This window comes from Streptomyces sp. NBC_01264, assembly GCF_026340675.1.
In the GTDB taxonomy this organism is placed as follows: domain Bacteria; phylum Actinomycetota; class Actinomycetes; order Streptomycetales; family Streptomycetaceae; genus Streptomyces.
Genome location: NZ_JAPEOX010000002.1, coordinates 2,112,173 through 2,130,138, shown reverse-complemented (window position 1 = coordinate 2,130,138; position 17,966 = coordinate 2,112,173). Strand labels below are relative to the sequence as shown.

Annotated in this window: 17 protein-coding genes; 4 read left to right on the top strand and 13 right to left on the bottom strand. The window is 70.1% G+C overall.

What is annotated here, in order from left to right:
* Window positions 1-60 precede the first annotated feature (60 nt).
* The 9 genes from OG435_RS42585 to OG435_RS42545 form a co-directional block, all read right to left on the bottom strand.
* Window positions 61-354, bottom strand: a complete 294-nt coding sequence (locus OG435_RS42585) for a hypothetical protein (RefSeq protein ID WP_266885817.1) — start codon at window positions 352-354, stop codon at window positions 61-63.
* Between the two features lie 4 nt (window positions 355-358).
* Entirely contained in the window at window positions 359-886 is a 528-nt protein-coding gene (locus OG435_RS42580) for a hypothetical protein (protein WP_266885815.1), read from the bottom strand.
* A gap of 80 nt (window positions 887-966) precedes the next feature.
* On the bottom strand, window positions 967-1,242 hold the full coding sequence (locus OG435_RS42575) for a hypothetical protein (protein WP_266885813.1): 276 nt from the start codon (window positions 1,240-1,242) through the stop codon (window positions 967-969).
* A 48-nt stretch (window positions 1,243-1,290) separates the two neighbouring features.
* Window positions 1,291-1,632: a hypothetical protein gene (locus OG435_RS42570; RefSeq protein ID WP_266885811.1), complete on the bottom strand. Its 342-nt coding sequence runs from the start codon at window positions 1,630-1,632 to the stop codon at window positions 1,291-1,293.
* A gap of 254 nt (window positions 1,633-1,886) precedes the next feature.
* Window positions 1,887-2,837, bottom strand: a complete 951-nt coding sequence (locus OG435_RS42565) for a hypothetical protein (RefSeq protein WP_266885809.1) — start codon at window positions 2,835-2,837, stop codon at window positions 1,887-1,889.
* Window positions 2,837-3,361, bottom strand: coding sequence for a hypothetical protein (locus OG435_RS42560; RefSeq protein ID WP_266885807.1), 525 nt, complete (start codon window positions 3,359-3,361; stop codon window positions 2,837-2,839). Before OG435_RS42560 ends, OG435_RS42565 begins: the two co-directional genes overlap by 1 nt.
* A 2-nt stretch (window positions 3,362-3,363) precedes the next feature.
* A complete protein-coding gene (locus tag OG435_RS42555) occupies window positions 3,364-3,723 on the bottom strand; it encodes a hypothetical protein (RefSeq protein WP_266885805.1) in 360 nt (119 codons plus the stop codon).
* A gap of 109 nt (window positions 3,724-3,832) precedes the next feature.
* The gene (locus OG435_RS42550; RefSeq protein WP_266886555.1) at window positions 3,833-5,077 is read right to left on the bottom strand and encodes a DUF2637 domain-containing protein; all 1,245 of its coding nucleotides are present in this window, start codon (window positions 5,075-5,077) and stop codon (window positions 3,833-3,835) included.
* 249 nt (window positions 5,078-5,326) lie between these two features.
* The gene (locus tag OG435_RS42545; protein WP_266885803.1) at window positions 5,327-5,536 is read right to left on the bottom strand and encodes a hypothetical protein; all 210 of its coding nucleotides are present in this window, start codon (window positions 5,534-5,536) and stop codon (window positions 5,327-5,329) included.
* A 514-nt stretch (window positions 5,537-6,050) separates the two neighbouring features.
* Between OG435_RS42545 and OG435_RS42540 the strand changes: the two genes are divergently transcribed.
* Window positions 6,051-6,272 (top strand): hypothetical protein, encoded by a 222-nt coding sequence (locus tag OG435_RS42540; RefSeq protein ID WP_266885801.1) that lies wholly within the window; start codon window positions 6,051-6,053, stop codon window positions 6,270-6,272.
* A gap of 188 nt (window positions 6,273-6,460) precedes the next feature.
* Here the strand turns inward: OG435_RS42540 and OG435_RS42535 are convergent, their stop codons facing one another.
* The 3 genes from OG435_RS42535 to OG435_RS42525 all read right to left on the bottom strand — a co-directional run bounded on the left by OG435_RS42535 (window position 6,461) and on the right by OG435_RS42525 (window position 10,499).
* A complete protein-coding gene (locus OG435_RS42535) occupies window positions 6,461-7,768 on the bottom strand; it encodes a hypothetical protein (protein WP_266885799.1) in 1,308 nt (435 codons plus the stop codon).
* Window positions 7,769-8,399: 631 nt separating this feature from the next.
* Window positions 8,400-9,929, bottom strand: coding sequence for a helix-turn-helix domain-containing protein (locus OG435_RS42530; protein WP_243331486.1), 1,530 nt, complete (start codon window positions 9,927-9,929; stop codon window positions 8,400-8,402).
* Between the two features lie 78 nt (window positions 9,930-10,007).
* Window positions 10,008-10,499 carry a MarR family winged helix-turn-helix transcriptional regulator gene (locus OG435_RS42525; RefSeq protein ID WP_266885795.1) on the bottom strand — a complete coding sequence of 164 codons (492 nt, stop codon included), beginning with the start codon at window positions 10,497-10,499 and terminating at the stop codon, window positions 10,008-10,010.
* A 103-nt stretch (window positions 10,500-10,602) separates the two neighbouring features.
* On the opposite strand from OG435_RS42525, the gene OG435_RS42520 reads away from it, so the two are divergent.
* Entirely contained in the window at window positions 10,603-11,487 is an 885-nt protein-coding gene (locus OG435_RS42520) for a haloalkane dehalogenase (RefSeq protein WP_266885793.1), read from the top strand.
* Window positions 11,488-11,567: 80 nt separating this feature from the next.
* On the opposite strand, the gene OG435_RS42515 is transcribed toward OG435_RS42520, so the two are convergent.
* Complete coding sequence (locus OG435_RS42515) at window positions 11,568-13,535, bottom strand: amidohydrolase (RefSeq protein WP_266885791.1); 1,968 nt, start codon at window positions 13,533-13,535, stop codon at window positions 11,568-11,570.
* Window positions 13,536-13,627: 92 nt separating this feature from the next.
* On the opposite strand from OG435_RS42515, the gene OG435_RS42510 reads away from it, so the two are divergent.
* Window positions 13,628-14,803, top strand: coding sequence for a LacI family DNA-binding transcriptional regulator (locus OG435_RS42510; protein ID WP_266885789.1), 1,176 nt, complete (start codon window positions 13,628-13,630; stop codon window positions 14,801-14,803).
* 139 nt (window positions 14,804-14,942) lie between these two features.
* A complete protein-coding gene (gene acnA, locus OG435_RS42505) occupies window positions 14,943-17,672 on the top strand; it encodes an aconitate hydratase AcnA (RefSeq protein WP_266885787.1) in 2,730 nt (909 codons plus the stop codon).
* Window positions 17,673-17,966 lie beyond the last annotated feature (294 nt).

Here is a 17,966-nt window from a genome sequence, read left to right as displayed (position 1 = left end):
GCCGTAGAAACAGCGAAACCCCCCGCCAGCTGTGTGCGAGGGGTTTCGTCGCGTGTGGGCTCAGGGGCGCTTGAAGACGTCGTGCGTACCGACCCGGCGCCACTTCACGTGCACCTCGCCGGGGACCTGCTCGGGGCCGTACTCGAAGGTGGCCCGGGAGTCGGCGCCGAAGCTCATCTCCCAGATGCCGTCATGGCCCTGCATCTTCTTCACGCGCAGGCTCGCCCGGAAGCCATTCCCCGCCTTGAGGTCGGCGACGAACAGCACGATGGCGGTTTCGAAGGCCGCACGCTGAGCAGGGGTGAGCTTTTTCAGGTCCAGGCCGAAGGCGCTGAGCCACTCGTACGTAGGCAAGTGCTCAGATGTCCCCTCGGCTCATCCCAGCGTCTGTCAGCAGCTCTTCCAGGGTCCGCCCGGACTCGCCCGCGATCATCGAAAGGAAGTCCTCGCCCGATACCGGCCCGCTGGTCATGCCCGCGGCCTTCTGCCGGTCCGCCTCAGCTTCCATCGCGTCCCAGTCCACGGGCTCCTCCGGCTCCTCTATCGGAACCAGGGCGTACACCTGCCCCTCGATACGGGCCAGCGACTCGTACGCGAGATCGGTCACGGCGCATGCTTCGGCCCGGTACGAGACGGGAGGCCGCAGGCGCGGGAGGGCCAGGGGCGGGAGCGGGATCCGGCGGGGGAGCGACGTCTCCAGCGCGCTCACAGCCTCCACCAGGAGGAGACGTGCGTGCGCGCGGGCCGGGGAGGCGGCATCCGCGAGGAGACGGGCGAGGGGGAGCAGGTCGTGGCGCTCGGCGGCCAAGGCAGCAGCGCGGGGCAGACGCACGGTGACTTCCACCGCATCCTCGTCCTCGGGTACCAGGTCGATGGTGTCGCTCATGGTGCTCCTCTCCACTACCTCACAGTACGGTGCTGGGCCTCTCTCGGCGAGAAAATCCCGCCGGTGGGTGCCGGCGACAGTCACCAGCCCGCCTCTCCGTACGCCATCCCGTAGGGCGAGCAGTCGTCACAGCCCTCGCACTCGTCGTCTCCGCAGTCGCCGGGCTCGTCGTCCTCGTCCTGCCGGTACTCGCTGTGGCGCCAGCCGGAGCACTCGGTGGAGCAGCCGCAGCCGGGCCCGCACTCTGGGCACAGCATTCCGAAGGTCCAGCCGCAGCGGGTGCACATCAGGTCGTGGGGCTCGGTGCCGCCACCCTCGGGACGTACCGGGGAGGTCTCGATCTCAACCTCGGTCATGTGGATCTCCTCATTCCAATTTTCTCGAGAATTTCGTTCGAATCTGAACTAGACCCGGGTCGTGCCCATGCGTGCCGTCGCGGCCCCGGCCTTTTTCAGCAGGGGCAAAATGTCGTCGGTCAGGTCCACCTCGGCGGCCGTCAGGTTCTCCTCGGCGGTGAGGACCGCGGGGCGCGGGTCACTCCCGTCGTCCATGCGAATGGATCCCTCCCTGTGGTGGCGCTGGAGGGCGCCGCTGGTCTGCTCCAGGGCTTGCGGGATGCGGTGGACGATCGTGATGAGCGACTGCACGACATCGGAGACGTCCGGCGGGCCGGCCAGGGCGGTCGTCCGGAGGGTGGCCAGGTTGAATTTGCGGATCGACTCGGCGGCGTCGCGGAGGTGCTCCACGGGGGGCTTCTCGGGCAGGACGTCCTCTCGGGTAACGCGAAACCCCCGGCCCAGGGCGGGCGCGGGGGTGGCGGCCGGTCGGGCCTCCGCGACCCCTCAGCCAGGGCTGAGGAGCACGGCCAGGAGACCGGTCAGGGGTGGCTATGCAGCCTCTCCCCCGGAGAGGGGGGCGGGGTGGTTCCTGCGGTACCCGGTACGCCCTGACCTGCGGGAACCGCCGGTACCTGAGGTCAGGGGGCCGAATGGGGGAGGGGCTAGGACTCCCCCGTCTTCTGGGTCAGGTCGGGGACCAGGTGGACGGGGAGTTGGGGTAGCCGCTTGAGTGCCGCGGTCAGGTCCGTGTACTGGACGCCGAGGGCCTTCACGCCGTCCACGCTGATCTTCTTCACGGGGATGTCCGCGGACCGCAGGACGGCGGGGAACGCGTCGGGGGTCCTGTCCAGAAACAGGCCGGACGCCTGGAGTCTTTGGAGGAGATCCCCGGCGAGGACGCCCCCTTTGCGCTCCAGGTGCGCCGCGGCCACCGCATGCTCCACGAACAGGCGGAGGGTCTGCCTCCAGGCCCCGAGGTCGGCAGTTTCGATCTCCTCCACTGGCTCCTCCTCGTCTTCGGTGGGCTCCAGGGCAAGCCGGGCAGTGTCCGCGAGGAGTTCGGCGGGGACCGGCCGCACGGTCCGCTCGAAGGGGCGGTTCCCGCGGATGCAGCAGGCCGCCACCGCGCCCCCCGTCGACAGCAGGAACACGATTCCGTCGAGCATCCACGACCCGACCACGACCCCCGTCAAGGGCACCGCCAACAACGCGCAGCGGGCAGCCGCAATGCGGTGGCGCCGATGCCGTATCTGACCCGGGTCAACGTCGCGGATCTCGAAGTCGCCCAGGGCCACGAGGGCGAGTTCGTGACGGCGGGCCGTGTGCTCGGCAGCGTCCAGGTCGCTTTGGGCCGCGGGGACCAGGCCCCCGTCTTCGGCGGCGATCCTGCGCAGCTTGGTCGCCTTGCGGTGTGCACGCCGGGCTTCCCGCTGGTGTTCTTCCACTGCCTCGGTGTGCTTGTCGGCGCGGGCCTTGACGATGCGCCGCAGGAGTTCCTCCTCCGAAATCGTGTGGCCGCCGGCCCAGTGGGCGAGAGCGACCGCAAAGTGCCCGGCCCCGTTGGCGGTGCGCGAGATCAGCGGTGCGGGCCTGTTCAGGGTCTCGTCGCTCATCAGCCGATCAGTCCTTCGCCCACCCAGGTCATCAGCGGGACGCCGATCATCGACGCGAGGCCGCCGAGGGAGGAGGCGATGCCCCAGGTCGAGCCGGTCAGGGCGCCGGAGATCGCCAGCGCGCGCTCCCCCCAGCCCTTTGCGAACCAGATAAAGAGTCCGAGCAGGATCACCAGCGTGAACGCGATCCACGAACCGGAGTAGCCGAGCACCTCGCCGGTGGATAGCTCGACCGCCCCGGCACCTTCCTGCCCGATGGCGACGCTGCCGATCTCCTGGCCCAGCTTGTTGCCGCTGCCGGTGAACGCACCGGACACGTTGCCGACGATGCCGCCAATGACCGCCGAGGACAGCACCATAACCAGGAAGGACGAGGCCCAGGGAAGCCAGAACCGGCGGTTCTTCAGCACCGTGAAGGTGCGGCCGTTGGCGTAGAAAATGATGGCCCCGGTGATGACCATCAGGCAGAAACCGAAGGCGGCGCCGGCCCGGGTGACGACGTGGGTGATCTCGATCAGATCCATGGTCAGGCCCCCACAATCCACGCGGAGATCAGGTGACGGGTCGGGGCGGCGAGGAGCGTTCCGCCCACCGCGGCGAACAGCAGGACGGCACTGGACCACCTGCGCATCCGGCTGCCGGTCGCCATACCGATAGCGCACACCATCGACACCCAGAAGGCGATGGCGAACGCGGTGTCCACGCTCCGCGCGGCGGCCACGGGCGCGGCGACCCGCTCGGCCCAGACCACGGCCCCGAAGAGACCGACGGACACGACACCTGCCGAACGGACGGGGCGAAGCGCGCGGATCGACCGCTTCACCCGGGCCCAGTCCACGGCGTGGTGGGCGTCGGGGGGGCAGGACGGGAATCGGGTCCCGTCCATGGTGGGGCTCTATGTACGTCATGCTTGGTCTGTCCCTTCTGGGGCGGGCCCGGCCGCAGAGAAACGCCTGCGAAGTGAAGCTCTGCGGCCGGGCGGTTGCGTGTTCGGGTCAGGCGGTGGTCGGAGCCGGGAACGCCTTCAGGGCCTCCCGCAGCTTCCGCGTGGTGGTGTTGTGCTTGGTCACGAAGTCGGCCGCGGTGAGCGGTTCGGCGTCGGTGCGGGACCGGGACCAGGCCGCGGACAGTTCTCGCTTCTCGTGTTCCGCGTACGCGGCCCGCATCTCGTTGCCGAAGGTGAGCGCGGTGGATACGCGGGTGTCCTGGCGGGGCGGAGCGACGGAGCCGGACGGGGCCGAAGCCACCTGCTGCAATGTCGACTCGTCGGCATCGTCACTTCGGCCCTGACCTTCCGGCCCGGTTGCAGGTTCTCCCGCAGGTTCTTCGGCCTGTCCGGTGTCGGCCTGTCCGGTGTCCTCGCAGTCGTCCAGGCCCTCCTTCTCGGGGTCTTCGTACGAGACGCGGGCGGTGACCTCCTCCCGGCCCCGTCCGGCCTTGTCCTCGGCCAGGACCGGCACCCGCCAGGCCGCGACCTCCAGGGCGGCCACCGCGTGCTCCTCGAACCCCGGGGGGAGTTCCGCAGGAAAGTCGGGGACTGGGGCCACTGCCACCGGGCGCCACTGAATCGAGATCCCCGCGGCGGCGAGGCCGGCGGGTGCGGTGTCGGCGAGCGGTACACCGACCCTGGCCAGGCGGAGCGGGAGCAGCGCCCCCACCGGCGCCTTGTGGCGCCAAGCTCGGCCGTACTTCGCGGCGAGGCGGGCCTGATAGATCAGGCGGTCCTGCTCCATGTCGACGGCCTGTTCGTAGGAGCGCAGTTCCCACAGCTTCATCCGGCGCCACAGCTTGAACGTGGGGACCGGGGAGAGCAGCCACCGCGTGAAGCGGACCCCGTCCATGTCGCGGTCGGCGGTGATGTCGGCGATCCGGCCGACGCCGTGCCGGGCGGCCTCCACGGTGACCACGAAGAGGAGCGGGATCACGGCATGCATGCCGACACCGAGCGGGTCGGGCCAGGCCGCGGCCCCGTTGAACGCGATTGTCGCCGCGGTCAGCAACCACGCCGTCTGGCGCAGTAGCGGGAACGGAATCCGGATCCACGACAGCAACAAGTCGAGCGCCAGGAGGACGATGATCCCCGCGTCGATCCCGATCGGGAAGAACAGCGCGAAGGTCCCGAACCCCTTCTTCGCCGCGAGTGCGCGGACTGCCCCGTACGAGCCCGCGAAGCCGATACCGGCGATGACGACGGCGCCGACGGCGACGACGCCCACGAGAACCTGCTGGGCCCTCGTCATTTCTGGACGGACCGTCACCGGACCTTCCTTTCGGTGGTGCTGGGGCCGCCAAGTCGTAGGCGTCCGTGGATCTGGTGGTGCTGGCGGAGTTGCTGGATTCGGCGGCGGATGACCGTCAAGCGGATGGCGTCGGCGAGGCGCCGGTGATCGTTCACGAGCCGGTCCCAACGTGCAGGGCCAGCCAGACCACGAAGAGGACGACGACGAGATTTACGAGGACCGAGCCGCAGCCGGCCTTGTCGTCGGGGTTCACGACTCCCCCCGGAAGAACTGGACGGTGATGTCGTGGTGCAGCCGCCCGGCGGCGCGCTGCCGCTCTCGCGCTTCCTTGAGCTGCGCGGTGTGCTGCTTCTGGGCCGGGGTGATGTCGCGCGGGAGGGCCTGCGGGATGTGCTCCAGGCCGATCTCCAGCTGACCGATCACGCCGCGGACGCGGGACCGGCGGCTCATCGGGTCCACCCCCGCACGATGCGCTCGGCGGCGGCCTTCGTCCTGGGGCTGGTGCGATCCACGGGCGGGACCGCGGGTACGGTTCGGTTCACGACGTGCTCCTGTGTGGCAGGGGTGTCTGTCGGAGCCCCCGATCCCGCTGTTAGCGCAGCGGCCGGGGGCGTTTTCGTTGTCGTGCGTGGGCGGGGACGGTGTTGCTCCGTCGCCTGTTGAAGCGCCCCACTGGGGCCGCCCTTGGCATCTCCGGCCCGCCTGCCCGCCGTGTGCAGCGAGTGGTTCGAGGCCAGTCAGCCGATTTAGTTCTCAAAGAACGGCCGACCTTCGGGACTCCCTCACGCCGAGGCCATCCGGAGCTGTCCGAGTCGGTACGTTTTGTGCGATAAGTCCTCTAGGTTCAACTCCGGCCACTGCTCCCGGTGTTAGTCCTGCGGTGTTGCTCGGGTAGAGCCTGCACTCAAAATGTCGGTTGAGTCAACCGACTCAACCATTTCGGTTGAGTCGCCCAACCCGTACGATGCGGCGCATGTGGAAAATGACCTCGAACGACGTACGGGTGCACTGGGCGAAGGTCGTTCGGTACGTCCGCGACTTCAACGGCGTCGTGATCGCGCGGCAGTACAAGACCGAGACCGTCGCTGTCGTGCCCGTTGACTGGTACCGGCTGGCAGTCGAAGCGATCGGGGAGCCCAAGCTGGTCGCCGAGGTCGAGCAGCCGGAGGCGAAGCCCACGTCGGCCACCGAGTAGCGAAGTTCTTCACGGGCCCCGGCTACTGCCCTGCGGCGGCCGGGGCTTCACCATGTCCCCGCCGACTGCCACGCGGGTGAACAGCGGTGGCTGCGTCTTGGAGGCGTGGCCCCAGCCGCCGCAGCGGCACACGCACGGGGACGTCGGGTCGGCCTCGGCGCACGCCGAGCTCGCACAGGGCTCCGGGGTCACTGCGACCACCCGCCCAGGTCCACCAGGCGCTCGGCCTCGGTGGGCTCACGGATCAGCAGCGGGGCGGGGTCGTAGGCCACTGCCCCGGCGTTGTCCAGGCGGCGGACCTCGTAGTGCGACGGGGCACCCACCCGGCGGCCTTCGGCAGCGGCCACCTCCCGCTTCCGGCGCAGGCTGGCGACGAACTCGGCACCCTCCGCTGTGTCCTCGGGGTCGGGCTCGTCCAGGCCGGGGGCCTGAAGGAAGTCCGACCGGGCCGGAAGGTTCCGCGCGGCCACGCACAGCTCACAGGGGTTCGACATCGCGGGGTGCACCGTGCATTTCGCGGAAATCACCGGCAGCTCCTGGCGGTCACCGAAGCCGACAACGGGGGCGTGCTGGGCCCAGGTCCCGAGGTAAGCGCGGACGTGATGGGCGGGCTGTTTCCCGGCCGCCACAGCGGCGGCGGTCGTCTTCGAGGCGATCCAAGCCATCTGCTCGGCTCCGAGGTCGTCCAGCAGCTCCAGGACCATGCCGGTCTCGATGGAGTCCATGCCGTGCCAGCGAACGGCGATCTTGGCGCGGGACAGCTCGCGGCGCAGCTCCTGCAACCGGGGGTCGATCTGCGGGCGGGGCGGCATCGGACGCTCCCGGCGCTTCACCGGCCGCGCAGCGGGCCGGGTTCCTCGGGCCAGCTTCACCGAGGGCTCCACCGGCTCCTCCGCCTGCTCCACCGATCCACCCCCGCCCGCGTTGCATTGCGGGGTCTCGTGCGCGCGGGTTTCGCGTGTGCGGGCGTATGCCCGCGTAGTAGAGCAACCCGTTTCCGCAGGTGGGAGAGCGGATGATTTCTCATCCGGCACCTGGTGATTTCTCATCCGGGTCCAAGGAGCCGAAGAAATGATCCCGGGGGTGGGACGGTTCTGCGCGCGTTCGGCGCGGGCAGAGGGCGTGGCGTGGTCGGTGTGGGTGAAGAACTCACGGTCTCCGCCGGCCACCTGGCGGTAGGCAACGTGGATCTCGCGGTCTTCGTGCAGAACGATCAGGTTCACGCCGCCGGGCGCCTCGGTGATGGTGGCCCAACCCAGGTTGTGGGCCTTGTGGCCCCAAGACTTAACCCACTGACGGTCACGGCCGCACTGCTCGGCCAGCTCGCGCCAGGAAATTTCGACGGCGTTGGTGCGCTTGCTGATGCGGTGGACGTACATCCACCAGGTGCGTACGGCGTCGGCGGCCCGCTGATCGAATACGAGGGCGTCGGGCACGGGGGTGAAGAGGTACTCCACGGGGCCGCGAGGGCTGCGGCGGGGGGCCGGGCTGGTCACGGCGGGCGTGGCAGATGCGACAGCGCGAAACGGGCGATCGGCTCGCGTTTCGGTGTCCGGGCATGGCAAACTAAGCGTGTTCACGGGTATCTCCGTGGGCAGCGACGCGAGCCCCTGCAAGGGCAGACGACGCGAGGTGGAGGCCGCTTCACCGCAGAAGGACCCCAGCTTCTTGGAATGGGACGGTGGTACCCGTCCCTGGATGCTGGGGTCCTTTCGCGTTGTCCGGGCCCTTGAAGTTTTTGGATTCGGTGCCGGCCGGGTTGAACGGTTCGGCACCGGGCGGTTGCACACCGGCTCCCTCGCGGGGGGCGTGATGTTCGACCGCGAGCGCCACCGTAGCACCACCGTGTGTAGCGGCAAACGATTCGTCAGCAACAGCAACCCAAGCTGTGGCCTGGACATTTACGGAGAAAATAGGAAGCCCCCGCCACTCTCCGTGAGGAGTGACGGGGGCTCGGATCTAGCTGACGGTATTTCAGTGTTCGATTCCTGCGCTGCACATCGGCTGCACAAGGCGTCGGAAACGACGGGAAGGCGCCGGAAGGCGTGGAGGGGTATTTCCGCAGGTCGGCCCGGGGATTGGCTGGACATCAGGCCAGGTCCGAATTTTACGGGTTCGTCCTGATTCCTAGATGTCGCGGAAGATCTCGATCTGCGCGCCCACCGAGTTGAGGCGCTCCGCCAGTTCCTCGTAGCCGCGGTTGATGACGTAGACGTTGCGCAGGACCGAGGTGCCCTCGGCCGCCATCATCGCCAGCAGGACCACCACCGCCGGACGCAGGGCCGGCGGGCACATCATCTCCGCCGCGCGCCAGCGGGTGGGGCCCTCGACCAGGACGCGGTGGGGGTCCAGGAGTTGGAGGCGGCCGCCGAGGCGGTTGAGGTCCGTGAGGTAGATGGCGCGGTTGTCGTACACCCAGTCGTGGATCAGGGTCTGGCCCTGGGCCACGGCCGCGATGGCGGCGAAGAAGGGGACGTTGTCGATGTTCAGCCCGGGGAAGGGCATCGGGTGGATCTTGTCGATCGGCGCTTCGAGCTTCGACGGGCGGACGGTGAGGTCCACCAGGCGGGTGCGGCCGTTGTCGGCGGTGTACTCGGGGGAGCGGTCGTGGTCGAGGCCCATCTCCTCCAGGACCGCGAGCTCGATCTCCATGAACTCGATCGGGACCCGGCGGATGGTGAGTTCGGACTCCGTGACCACGGCCGCGGCCAGCAGGCTCATCGCCTCGACCGGGTCCTCCGAGGGGGAGTAGTCCACGTCCACGTCGATGTTCGGGACGCCGTGGACGGTGAGGGTCGTGGTGCCGACGCCGTCGACCCGGACGCCGAGCGCCTCCAGGAAGAAGCACAGGTCCTGGACCATGTAGTTGGAGGAGGCGTTGCGGATGACGGTGGTGCCGTCGTGCCGGGCGGCGGCGAGCAGCGCGTTCTCGGTGACCGTGTCCCCGCGCTCGGTCAGCACGATCGGGCGGTCGGGGGAGATCCCGGCCTCGACCTGGGCGTGGTAGATGCCCTCGGTCGCGGTGATGTCCAGGCCGAAGCGGCGCAGGGCGATCATGTGCGGCTCGATGGTGCGGGTGCCGAGGTCGCAGCCGCCGGCGTAGGGCAGCTTGAAGTGGTCCATCCGGTGGAGCAGGGGGCCCAGGAACATGATGATGCTGCGGGTGCGGCGGGCCGCGTCCGCGTCCATGGCGTCCATGTCGAGGCGGGCCGGAGGTACGAGTTCCAGGTCGACGCCGTCGTTGATCCAGCGGGTGCGGACGCCGATGGAGTTCAGGACCTCCAGGAGGCGGTAGACCTCCTCGATGCGGGCGACCCGGCGAAGGACGGTACGGCCCTTGTTGAGCAGCGAGGCGCACAGCAGGGCCACGCACGCGTTCTTGCTCGTCTTGACGTCGATCGCGCCGGACAGCCGGCGGCCGCCGACCACGCGCAGGTGCATCGGACCGGCGTAGCCCAGGGAGACGATTTCGCTGTCGAGGGCTTCCCCGATGCGGGCGATCATCTCAAGGCTGATGTTCTGGTTGCCGCGCTCGATCCGGTTCACGGCGCTCTGGCTGGTGCCCAGGGCGTCCGCGAGTTGACTCTGTGTCCAGCCCCGGTGCTGCCGGGCATCACGGATGAGCTTGCCGATGCGTACGAGGTAGTCGTCTGCCATGGGTGCACCGTATCTCAGATATGAGATGTCGATCGAGTTGGGTGTGGCAGACGGGTGGCGGCGTGGCGCCGACGGGTGTTACCGGTCGTCAGTTCCCATGGTGGGGCCGCCGGGTGCGTGGTGCGCGACGAGCCGGCCGAGCAGTGCGACGAGCTGCTCGCGCTCCTTTGCGGACAAAGGGGACAGAAGCTCCTCCTGGGCCGTGGCGAGCAGTTGCTCCAGCTTGCGCAGCCGGCGCCGTCCGGCGGCCGTGAGGGTGATGACGTTGCGCCGCCGGTCGGCGGGGTCGGGGGTCCGCTCGACCAGCTCGCGCGCGGCGAGTTCGTTGATGACGGCGACCAGGTCGCTGCGGTGAATGTCGGTGCGGCCGCTCAGGGCCGCCTGGCTCGCGGGTCCGAACTCGTCCAGGGCGACCAGGGTGGCGTAATGCCATTTGTGTGCGTCTGCCCCGTTCAGTCCCTCGGTGACGAGCCGCGTGGCGTGCGTCGAGGCCTGTGAGAGCAGCCGGCTGGGCAGTTCGCGCAGTCGCGCCGGGAGGGCGGAGGCGCCCCGATCCTCTTCCGTGGTCATGCCGGGATCGTACCCCTTGCGTTCGGGTCACTAACGATTTAAGTTCGTTGGTGTCACAAACGTTAGTGACCCCAATGAATGCGACCAGGAAGGGACGGTCCCCATGCCCGTCATCGACGTACTCGACTCGACCATGTACTACGAGGAGCTCGGAGCCCCCGGCAGTGCCCCCGACGGCGGCGTCCCCTTCGTCTTCCTGCACGGCAACCCGACCTCCTCCCACCTGTGGCGGGGCGTACTGCCCCGGATCGGGGGCGGGGTCCGTGTCCTGGCCCCCGACCTGATCGGGATGGGCCGCTCCGGCAAGCCCGGCGGGGAGTACCGCTTCGCCGACCACGTCCGCTACCTCGACGCCTGGTTCGAGGCCTTGGGGATCGGGGAGGCCGTCCTCGTGGGCCAGGACTGGGGCGGCGCGCTCGCCTTCGACCGGGCCGCCCGGCACCCGGGGACGGTCCGCGGGCTCGCCTTCATGGAGACGATCCTGCGGCCGATGACCTGGGAGGAGTACCCGCCCGCCGCCCGCGTCCGGTTCGAGGCGATCCGTACCCCGGGGGTGGGGGAGGAGATGATCCTGGAGCGGAACCTCTTCATCGAGGACAGCATCGGCAAGACGGTGCTGAACCCGCTGAGCGAGGCGGACCACACCGTCTACGCCGCCCCCTACCCCACCCCCGGGAGCCGGGTCCCCCTGCTCCGGTTCGCCCGCTCCCTGCCGATCGGCGGCGAACCGGCGGACGTGGTCGCCCGGGTCGAGGCGTACGACGCCTGGCTGGCCGCCAGCCCCCAGGTGCCCAAGCTCCTGCTCCACTTCGACGGCTCGCCCGCCCTGATGGTCGGCCCCGAGCTGGTGGCGTGGAGCGAGGAGAACATCTCCGCGCTGGAGACCGAGTACTGCGGCGCCGCCGCCCACCTCTGCCCGGAGGACCGGCCCGGGGAGATCGCCGCCGCCGTCACGGCCTGGGCCGCACGCCACGGCCTCGCGGGCTGAGCGGGGGCGGACCGGTGTGGCGGCGGCACGGGGCGGCGGCACCCTGGTGCGGGGGCTCCTCCCCGGAACCCCCGCACCCCTCAGTGCCCGCAGGCGTGGTGCCGGCCCTTGCCGCCGCCGCCGTGGACCGAGGCGTACGAGGCCGGGCGTGCGCCCGCCGCCGCCGCGCGGGCCAGTCGGGCCGAAGCCGCCCGGCCCGACGCCGAATCCGCCTCGTGCACGACGCGGCCGCCGACCAGGGTCATCCGTACGCCCGTCCCGCTGATGTCGGCCACCGGACAGCGCGTCACGTCCCGGTCCAGGAGCACCAGGTCCGCCGCCTTGCCCGCCTCCACGGTGCCGGTCAGCTGCTCCTGGCGGAGCTGCCACGCCGTCCCCGAGGTGTGCATGCGCAGGGTGGTGTCCCGGCTCAGCGCCTCCTGCTCCCGGTACAGCTCGCCGGCCCCTTCCGCGCCCTGCCGGTCGATCGCCGTGCGGAGCTGGTTCCACACCTGGAGGGCGTCCACCGGCCAGTCCGAACCACCCGTCAGCCGTGCCCCCGCCTTCTCCAGGCTGCGCGCCGGGTACAGCCACCGGTGCCGCTCGGGCCCGATGTAGGGGAGCAGCGCCTCCACGGTCCAGGTGTCCCGCGCGGCCCACTGGAGCTGCATGCACGCCGCGACCCCGAGCTGCGCGAAGCGCCGCAGGTCGGCCGGGTCCACGATCTGCAGGTGCGCCACCGCGTTGCGGGCGTCCCGCTGCCCCGTGACCCGCCGGGCGTACGCGTATCCGTCCAAAGCGGTACGTACCGCCCGGTCTCCGAGCCCGTGGGCGTGCATCTGCCAGCCCGCCCGGTTGAAGGCGGCGCTGAGCCGCCCGTAGTCCGCCGCCGAGGTGTAGAGCTCGCCCCGGTTCGCGGTGGGCCTGCCGTTCCCGTCGAGGTACGGCTCCAGCAGGGCGGCGGTCTGCGCCGGGTACTCGATGACCCCGTCCAGGAACACCTTGATCATCCCGAACCGGAGCCCCCGCACGCCCCCGAACTCCTTGCGCAGGCCCCGCGCGTACGCCAGCGAGCCCGCCGGGTCCTTGGCCTGGTCCGCCTCCAGCCGGATCGCGGGGACGATCCGCTGCGGCAGCTTCCCCGCCGCGGAGAGCGCCTGGTACAGCTCCAGTTCGTGCCGCCCCACCAGGGCGTCCATCATCGTGGTGACCCCGGACGCGGCGGCCGTCCCCAGCACCTCGGCGCAGGCCGCGACCAGTTCGGCGCGGGTGTGCTCGGGTATCAGCCGCCGCACCAGCCCCTGGGCGTCGTCCTTGAGGACGCCGGTCGGCTTCCCGTCGGCGCCCTTGACCACCTTGCCGCCGACCGGGTCGGGCGTGGCCGCCGTGATCCCGGCGATGTCCAGGGCCCGCTGGTTGGCCCACAGGTTGTGCCCGTCGCCGCCGATCAGGACGACCGGACGCCGGGTCGGGAGCCTGTCCAGCACCGAGTGGTGCGGAGCGGTGCCCGTGGGGAGCAGCCCGACCGGGTTCCAGTCCTCCACCACCAGCCAGCCGTCGGGCTCGGCGCCCGCGCCGCCGGTGTCGGCGAGGAAGCCGGTCAGGATCTCCAGGAGCTCGGCCGCGGTGGTCTCCGCGCTCTCCAACGAGGGGGACAGCGAGCGCTCGCCGGCTCCGAGCGGGTGGACGTGGCCGTCGTGGATCCCGCTCATCACGGTGGTGCCGCGGGCGTCGACCACCTCGGTGTCCCGGCCCACGTACCGGCGCAGCGCCGCGTCGGTCCCGGTGGCCAGGATCTTCCCGTCCCGGCCGACCGCGACGGCCCGTACGGGCCCCCGGTGGCCGGGCCCGGTGACCCCGGTGAACACCGAGGCGTTGCGGACGACCAGCGCGGCCGAGTTCCGCCCGCCGCCGTGCGGGGCGGGGGTGGCCGCGGCGGGCCCCGCGCCCAGCAGACCCGCGGCGCCGGCGGCTCCGGCGGCCGCGAGGAGCCCCCGGCGCGACAGGGGCGACGGCGAGGTCGGCGAAGACGGCGAGGACTGGGGCCGGGGGGAAGGAGAAGACTGCATGCACACTCCAAACGTTGGCGTGGCCAGGACGCTGTTTGATTAACGCCTTAACCAGAAGCCGCCTCCGCCGACGAAATCCGTACGATGGCGCCGTGCCCGCCCCCCTTCGCGCATCCGGACACGTCCCGATGCCCCCGCCCGCGCCGGTCCCCGGGCCGACCCTCGCCGACATCGCCCGGGCCGCCGAGGTCTCCACCGCGACCGTCTCCCACGCGCTCAACGGCACCGGCCGCCTCGGCGAGTCCACCCGCCGCCGGGTCCGCGAGGTCGCCGGGGCCCTCGGCTACGGGGCCCGGCGCGGCCCGCACAACCGCAGCCTGGGCATCGCGGTGACCACGTACGCCGGCTTCGCCTGGGACTTCGCGCGGATCGCCTACTACGCCCGGCTGCTCATCGCGGCCACCTCGGCGGCGCACGCCCACGGCTACGCCCTGACCACGCTGCCCGCCGACCGCGGAGCCGAGCCGCTGTGGCACACCCTGGCGGTGGACGGGATGCTGCTGCTGGACAGTCCGGCCGACGACCCGGTGCTGCGCGCGCTGCGGGCGCGGGGGCTGCCGGTGGTCTTCGACGGGCCCCCGGCCGATCCGCGGCCGGACGACGTATGGGTGGACAACGACCACACCGCCACCGCCCGCGAGGTACTGGACCACCTGGCGGCCTCCGGCGCCCGGCGGATCGCGCTGCACGCGGGCTACGGCCGGGAGTTCTACACCGGGGCGGTCACGTCAGCCTATGAACACTGGTGCGCCGAACGGGGCCGGGAGCCGCTCGTGATCCCCTTCGACCCCCATGACGACGCCGGGCACGCCTTCGACGCAGCCTTCGCGGGACCGGACCGACCGGATCGGCAGGACCGACCGGATCGGCAGGACCGACCGGATCGGCAGGACCGACCGGATCGGCAGGACCGACCGGATCGGCAGGACCGGCACGAGCGACCGGACCGCCCCGACGCCGTCTACTGCGTATACGACCCGGGAGGCAGGCAGGTGCTGGCCGCCGCCGCGCGCCACGGCATCGGCATCCCCGGCGCCGGACCGGCGGCGGGAGGCCTCCTCCTGGTCTGCGCCAGCGAGGATCCGGCGTACGCCGAGAACGAACCCGCCGTGACCACCGTCACCTTCGATCCGGAGCGGATCGCCGAAACGGCGGTTTCGTCCCTGGTCAAGCTGATCGAATCCGGACATGCGGAATCCCCCGGGCGGCGGGTCGTCCCGGCGGGCCTGAGGGTGCGTGCCTCGTCCCGCGGCCCCGGCATGTACTAGAGTTATCTCGACATCGAGATATCTGCCCCGGACGTGCCGCAGCCGCCCCGCTGGTAAGGGTTACCTAACTTAGCCTCACCTTAGCGGAAAGGCCAGAGTGCCTCGCGGCAGGATTGCGGCAATACGCGCGAATTCATGCATGAAGGAGACTGTCGTGTCGGCGAACAGCTTCGACGCCCGCAGCACGCTGCAGGTGGGCGACGAGTCGTACGAGATCTTCAAGCTGGACAAGGTCGAGGGCTCCGCCCGCCTTCCCTACAGCCTGAAGGTCCTGCTGGAGAACCTGCTCCGTACCGAGGACGGCGCGAACATCACCGCCGACCACATCCGGTCGCTCGGAAACTGGGACTCGCAGGCCCAGCCCAGCGAGGAGATCCAGTTCACGCCGGCCCGCGTGATCATGCAGGACTTCACCGGCGTCCCCTGCGTCGTGGACCTCGCCACCATGCGCGAGGCCGTGAAGGCCCTCGGTGGCGACCCGGCCAAGATCAACCCGCTCTCGCCCGCCGAGATGGTCATCGACCACTCGGTCATCGCCGACAAGTTCGGCACGGCCGACGCGTTCGCCCAGAACGTCGAGCTGGAGTACGGCCGCAACAAGGAGCGCTACCAGTTCCTGCGCTGGGGCCAGACCGCCTTCGACGACTTCAAGGTCGTCCCCCCGGGCACCGGCATCGTCCACCAGGTCAACATCGAGCACCTGGCCCGTACGGTCATGGTCCGTAACGGCCAGGCGTACCCCGACACCCTCGTCGGCACCGACTCGCACACCACCATGGTCAACGGCCTGGGCGTGCTGGGCTGGGGCGTCGGCGGCATCGAGGCCGAGGCCGCGATGCTCGGTCAGCCGGTCTCCATGCTGATCCCGCGCGTCGTGGGCTTCAAGCTGACCGGCGAGCTGCCCACCGGCACCACCGCCACCGACCTCGTGCTCACGATCACCGAGATGCTGCGCAAGCACGGCGTCGTCGGCAAGTTCGTCGAGTTCTACGGTGAGGGCGTCGCCGCCACCTCCCTGGCGAACCGCGCCACCATCGGCAACATGTCGCCGGAGTTCGGCTCCACGGCCGCGATCTTCCCGATCGACGAGGAGACGCTGAAGTACCTGCGTCTGACCGGCCGCGACGCCCAGCAGGTCGCGCTCGTCGAGGCGTACGCCAAGGCCCAGGGCCTGTGGCTGGACCCGGCCGCTGAGCCGGACTTCTCCGAGAAGCTGGAGCTCGACCTCTCCACGGTCGTCCCCTCCATCGCCGGCCCCAAGCGCCCGCAGGACCGCATCGTCCTCGCGAACGCCTCGCAGCAGTTCGCCGTGGACGTGCGCAACTACGTCTCCGACGACGAGGAGTCCGGCAAGGAGTCCTTCCCGGCGTCCGACTCCCCGGCCTCCTCCAACGGTGTGCCCACCAAGCCCACCCCGGTGACCCTGGCCGACGGCACCTCCTTCGAGATCGACCACGGCGCCGTCACCGTCGCCGCGATCACCTCGTGCACCAACACCTCGAACCCCTACGTCATGGTCGCCGCGGCGCTCGTGGCGAAGAAGGCCGTCGAGAAGGGCCTGACCCGCAAGCCGTGGGTCAAGACCACCCTGGCCCCGGGCTCGAAGGTCGTCACCGACTACTTCGACAAGGCCGGCCTGACCCCGTACCTCGACAAGATGGGCTTCAACCTCGTCGGGTACGGCTGCACCACCTGCATCGGCAACTCGGGTCCGCTGGAGGAGGAGATCTCCAAGGCGATCAACGACGCCGACCTCGCGGTCACCTCGGTCCTCTCGGGCAACCGCAACTTCGAGGGCCGCATCAACCCCGACGTCAAGATGAACTACCTGGCCTCCCCGCCGCTCGTCGTCGCGTACGCCATCGCGGGCTCCATGAAGGTGGACATCACCAAGGACGCCATCGGCGTCGACCAGGAGGGCAAGCCGGTCTTCCTGAAGGACATCTGGCCCTCCGAGGCCGAGGTCAACGACGTCGTCGCGAACGCGATCGGCGAAGACATGTTCAGCAAGTCCTACCAGGACGTCTTCGCGGGCGACGCCCAGTGGCAGGCGCTGTCGATCCCGACGGGCAACACCTTCGAGTGGGACCCGCAGTCCACCTACGTGCGCAAGCCCCCCTACTTCGAGGGCATGACGATGGAGACCACCCCGGTCTCCGACATCGCCGGCGCCCGTGTGCTGGCGAAGCTGGGCGACTCGGTCACCACCGACCACATCTCCCCGGCCGGCGCCATCAAGGCCGACACCCCGGCCGGCAAGTACCTCACGGAGCACGGCGTCGAGCGCCGCGACTTCAACTCGTACGGTTCCCGCCGCGGCAACCACGAGGTCATGATCCGCGGTACGTTCGCCAACATTCGCCTCCGCAACCAGATCGCGGCGGGCACCGAGGGCGGCTTCACCCGCGACTTCACCGTCGAGGGCGCGCCGGTCTCCTTCATCTACGACGCCTCGCAGAACTACCAGGCCGCCGGCATCCCGCTGGTCATCCTGGCGGGCAAGGAGTACGGCTCCGGCTCCTCGCGCGACTGGGCCGCCAAGGGCACCGCGCTGCTCGGCGTCAAGGCCGTCATCGCCGAGTCCTACGAGCGCATCCACCGCTCCAACCTGATCGGCATGGGCGTCCTGCCCCTGCAGTACCCCGAGGGCGTCACGGCGGCCTCCCTGGGTCTCACCGGCGAGGAGTCCTTCTCCTTCGCCGGTGTCGAGGAGCTGAACAACGGCACCACCCCGCGCACGGTCAAGGTGACCACCGACACCGGCGTGGAGTTCGACGCGGTCGTCCGCATCGACACCCCGGGCGAGGCGGATTACTACCGCAACGGCGGCATCATGCAGTACGTGCTCCGCAACCTCATCCGCGGCTAAGCACACAGCGCATACCGGCACCAAAGGGCCGTACCTCCGTTAAGGGGGTACGGCCCTTCCGTTTTTGCGGGCGGCTCCGACAGTCCTGGTCAGGTGACGGTGAGGTCTCAACTCGGAAAAGCCGGGGCCCATACCGGTACATGATCTTGCTCACAGGAGCGGAAGTGGACTATACCTGTGCCCGTCCGGGTCACCGCGAAACGAGCGGCTCCGGACGGGGGGACGGCGGGGACCTGCGGTGATGTCCGCTGGGCGGCAGCAGTCGCACTTTCCTTCCTCCTTCACACTTCTGAC

Bases quoted from the DNA above. Each gene is read 5' to 3' on its own strand.
- OG435_RS42525 (WP_266885795.1), bottom strand. From the start codon at position 10,499: ATGACCACGGAAGAGGATCGGGGCGCCTCCGCCCTCCCGGCGCGACTG.
- OG435_RS42515 (WP_266885791.1), bottom strand. From the start codon at position 13,535: ATGCAGTCTTCTCCTTCCCCCCGGCCCCAGTCCTCGCCGTCTTCGCCG.
- OG435_RS42580 (WP_266885815.1), bottom strand. From the start codon at position 886: ATGAGCGACACCATCGACCTGGTACCCGAGGACGAGGATGCGGTGGAA.
- OG435_RS42565 (WP_266885809.1), bottom strand. From the start codon at position 2,837: ATGAGCGACGAGACCCTGAACAGGCCCGCACCGCTGATCTCGCGCACC.
- acnA (WP_266885787.1), top strand. From the start codon at position 14,943: ATGAAGGAGACTGTCGTGTCGGCGAACAGCTTCGACGCCCGCAGCACG.
- OG435_RS42555 (WP_266885805.1), bottom strand. From the start codon at position 3,723: ATGGACGGGACCCGATTCCCGTCCTGCCCCCCCGACGCCCACCACGCC.
- OG435_RS42540 (WP_266885801.1), top strand. From the start codon at position 6,051: ATGTGGAAAATGACCTCGAACGACGTACGGGTGCACTGGGCGAAGGTC.
- OG435_RS42520 (WP_266885793.1), top strand. From the start codon at position 10,603: ATGCCCGTCATCGACGTACTCGACTCGACCATGTACTACGAGGAGCTC.
- OG435_RS42560 (WP_266885807.1), bottom strand. From the start codon at position 3,361: ATGGATCTGATCGAGATCACCCACGTCGTCACCCGGGCCGGCGCCGCC.
- OG435_RS42575 (WP_266885813.1), bottom strand. From the start codon at position 1,242: ATGACCGAGGTTGAGATCGAGACCTCCCCGGTACGTCCCGAGGGTGGC.
- OG435_RS42550 (WP_266886555.1), bottom strand. From the start codon at position 5,077: ATGACGAGGGCCCAGCAGGTTCTCGTGGGCGTCGTCGCCGTCGGCGCC.
- OG435_RS42530 (WP_243331486.1), bottom strand. From the start codon at position 9,929: ATGGCAGACGACTACCTCGTACGCATCGGCAAGCTCATCCGTGATGCC.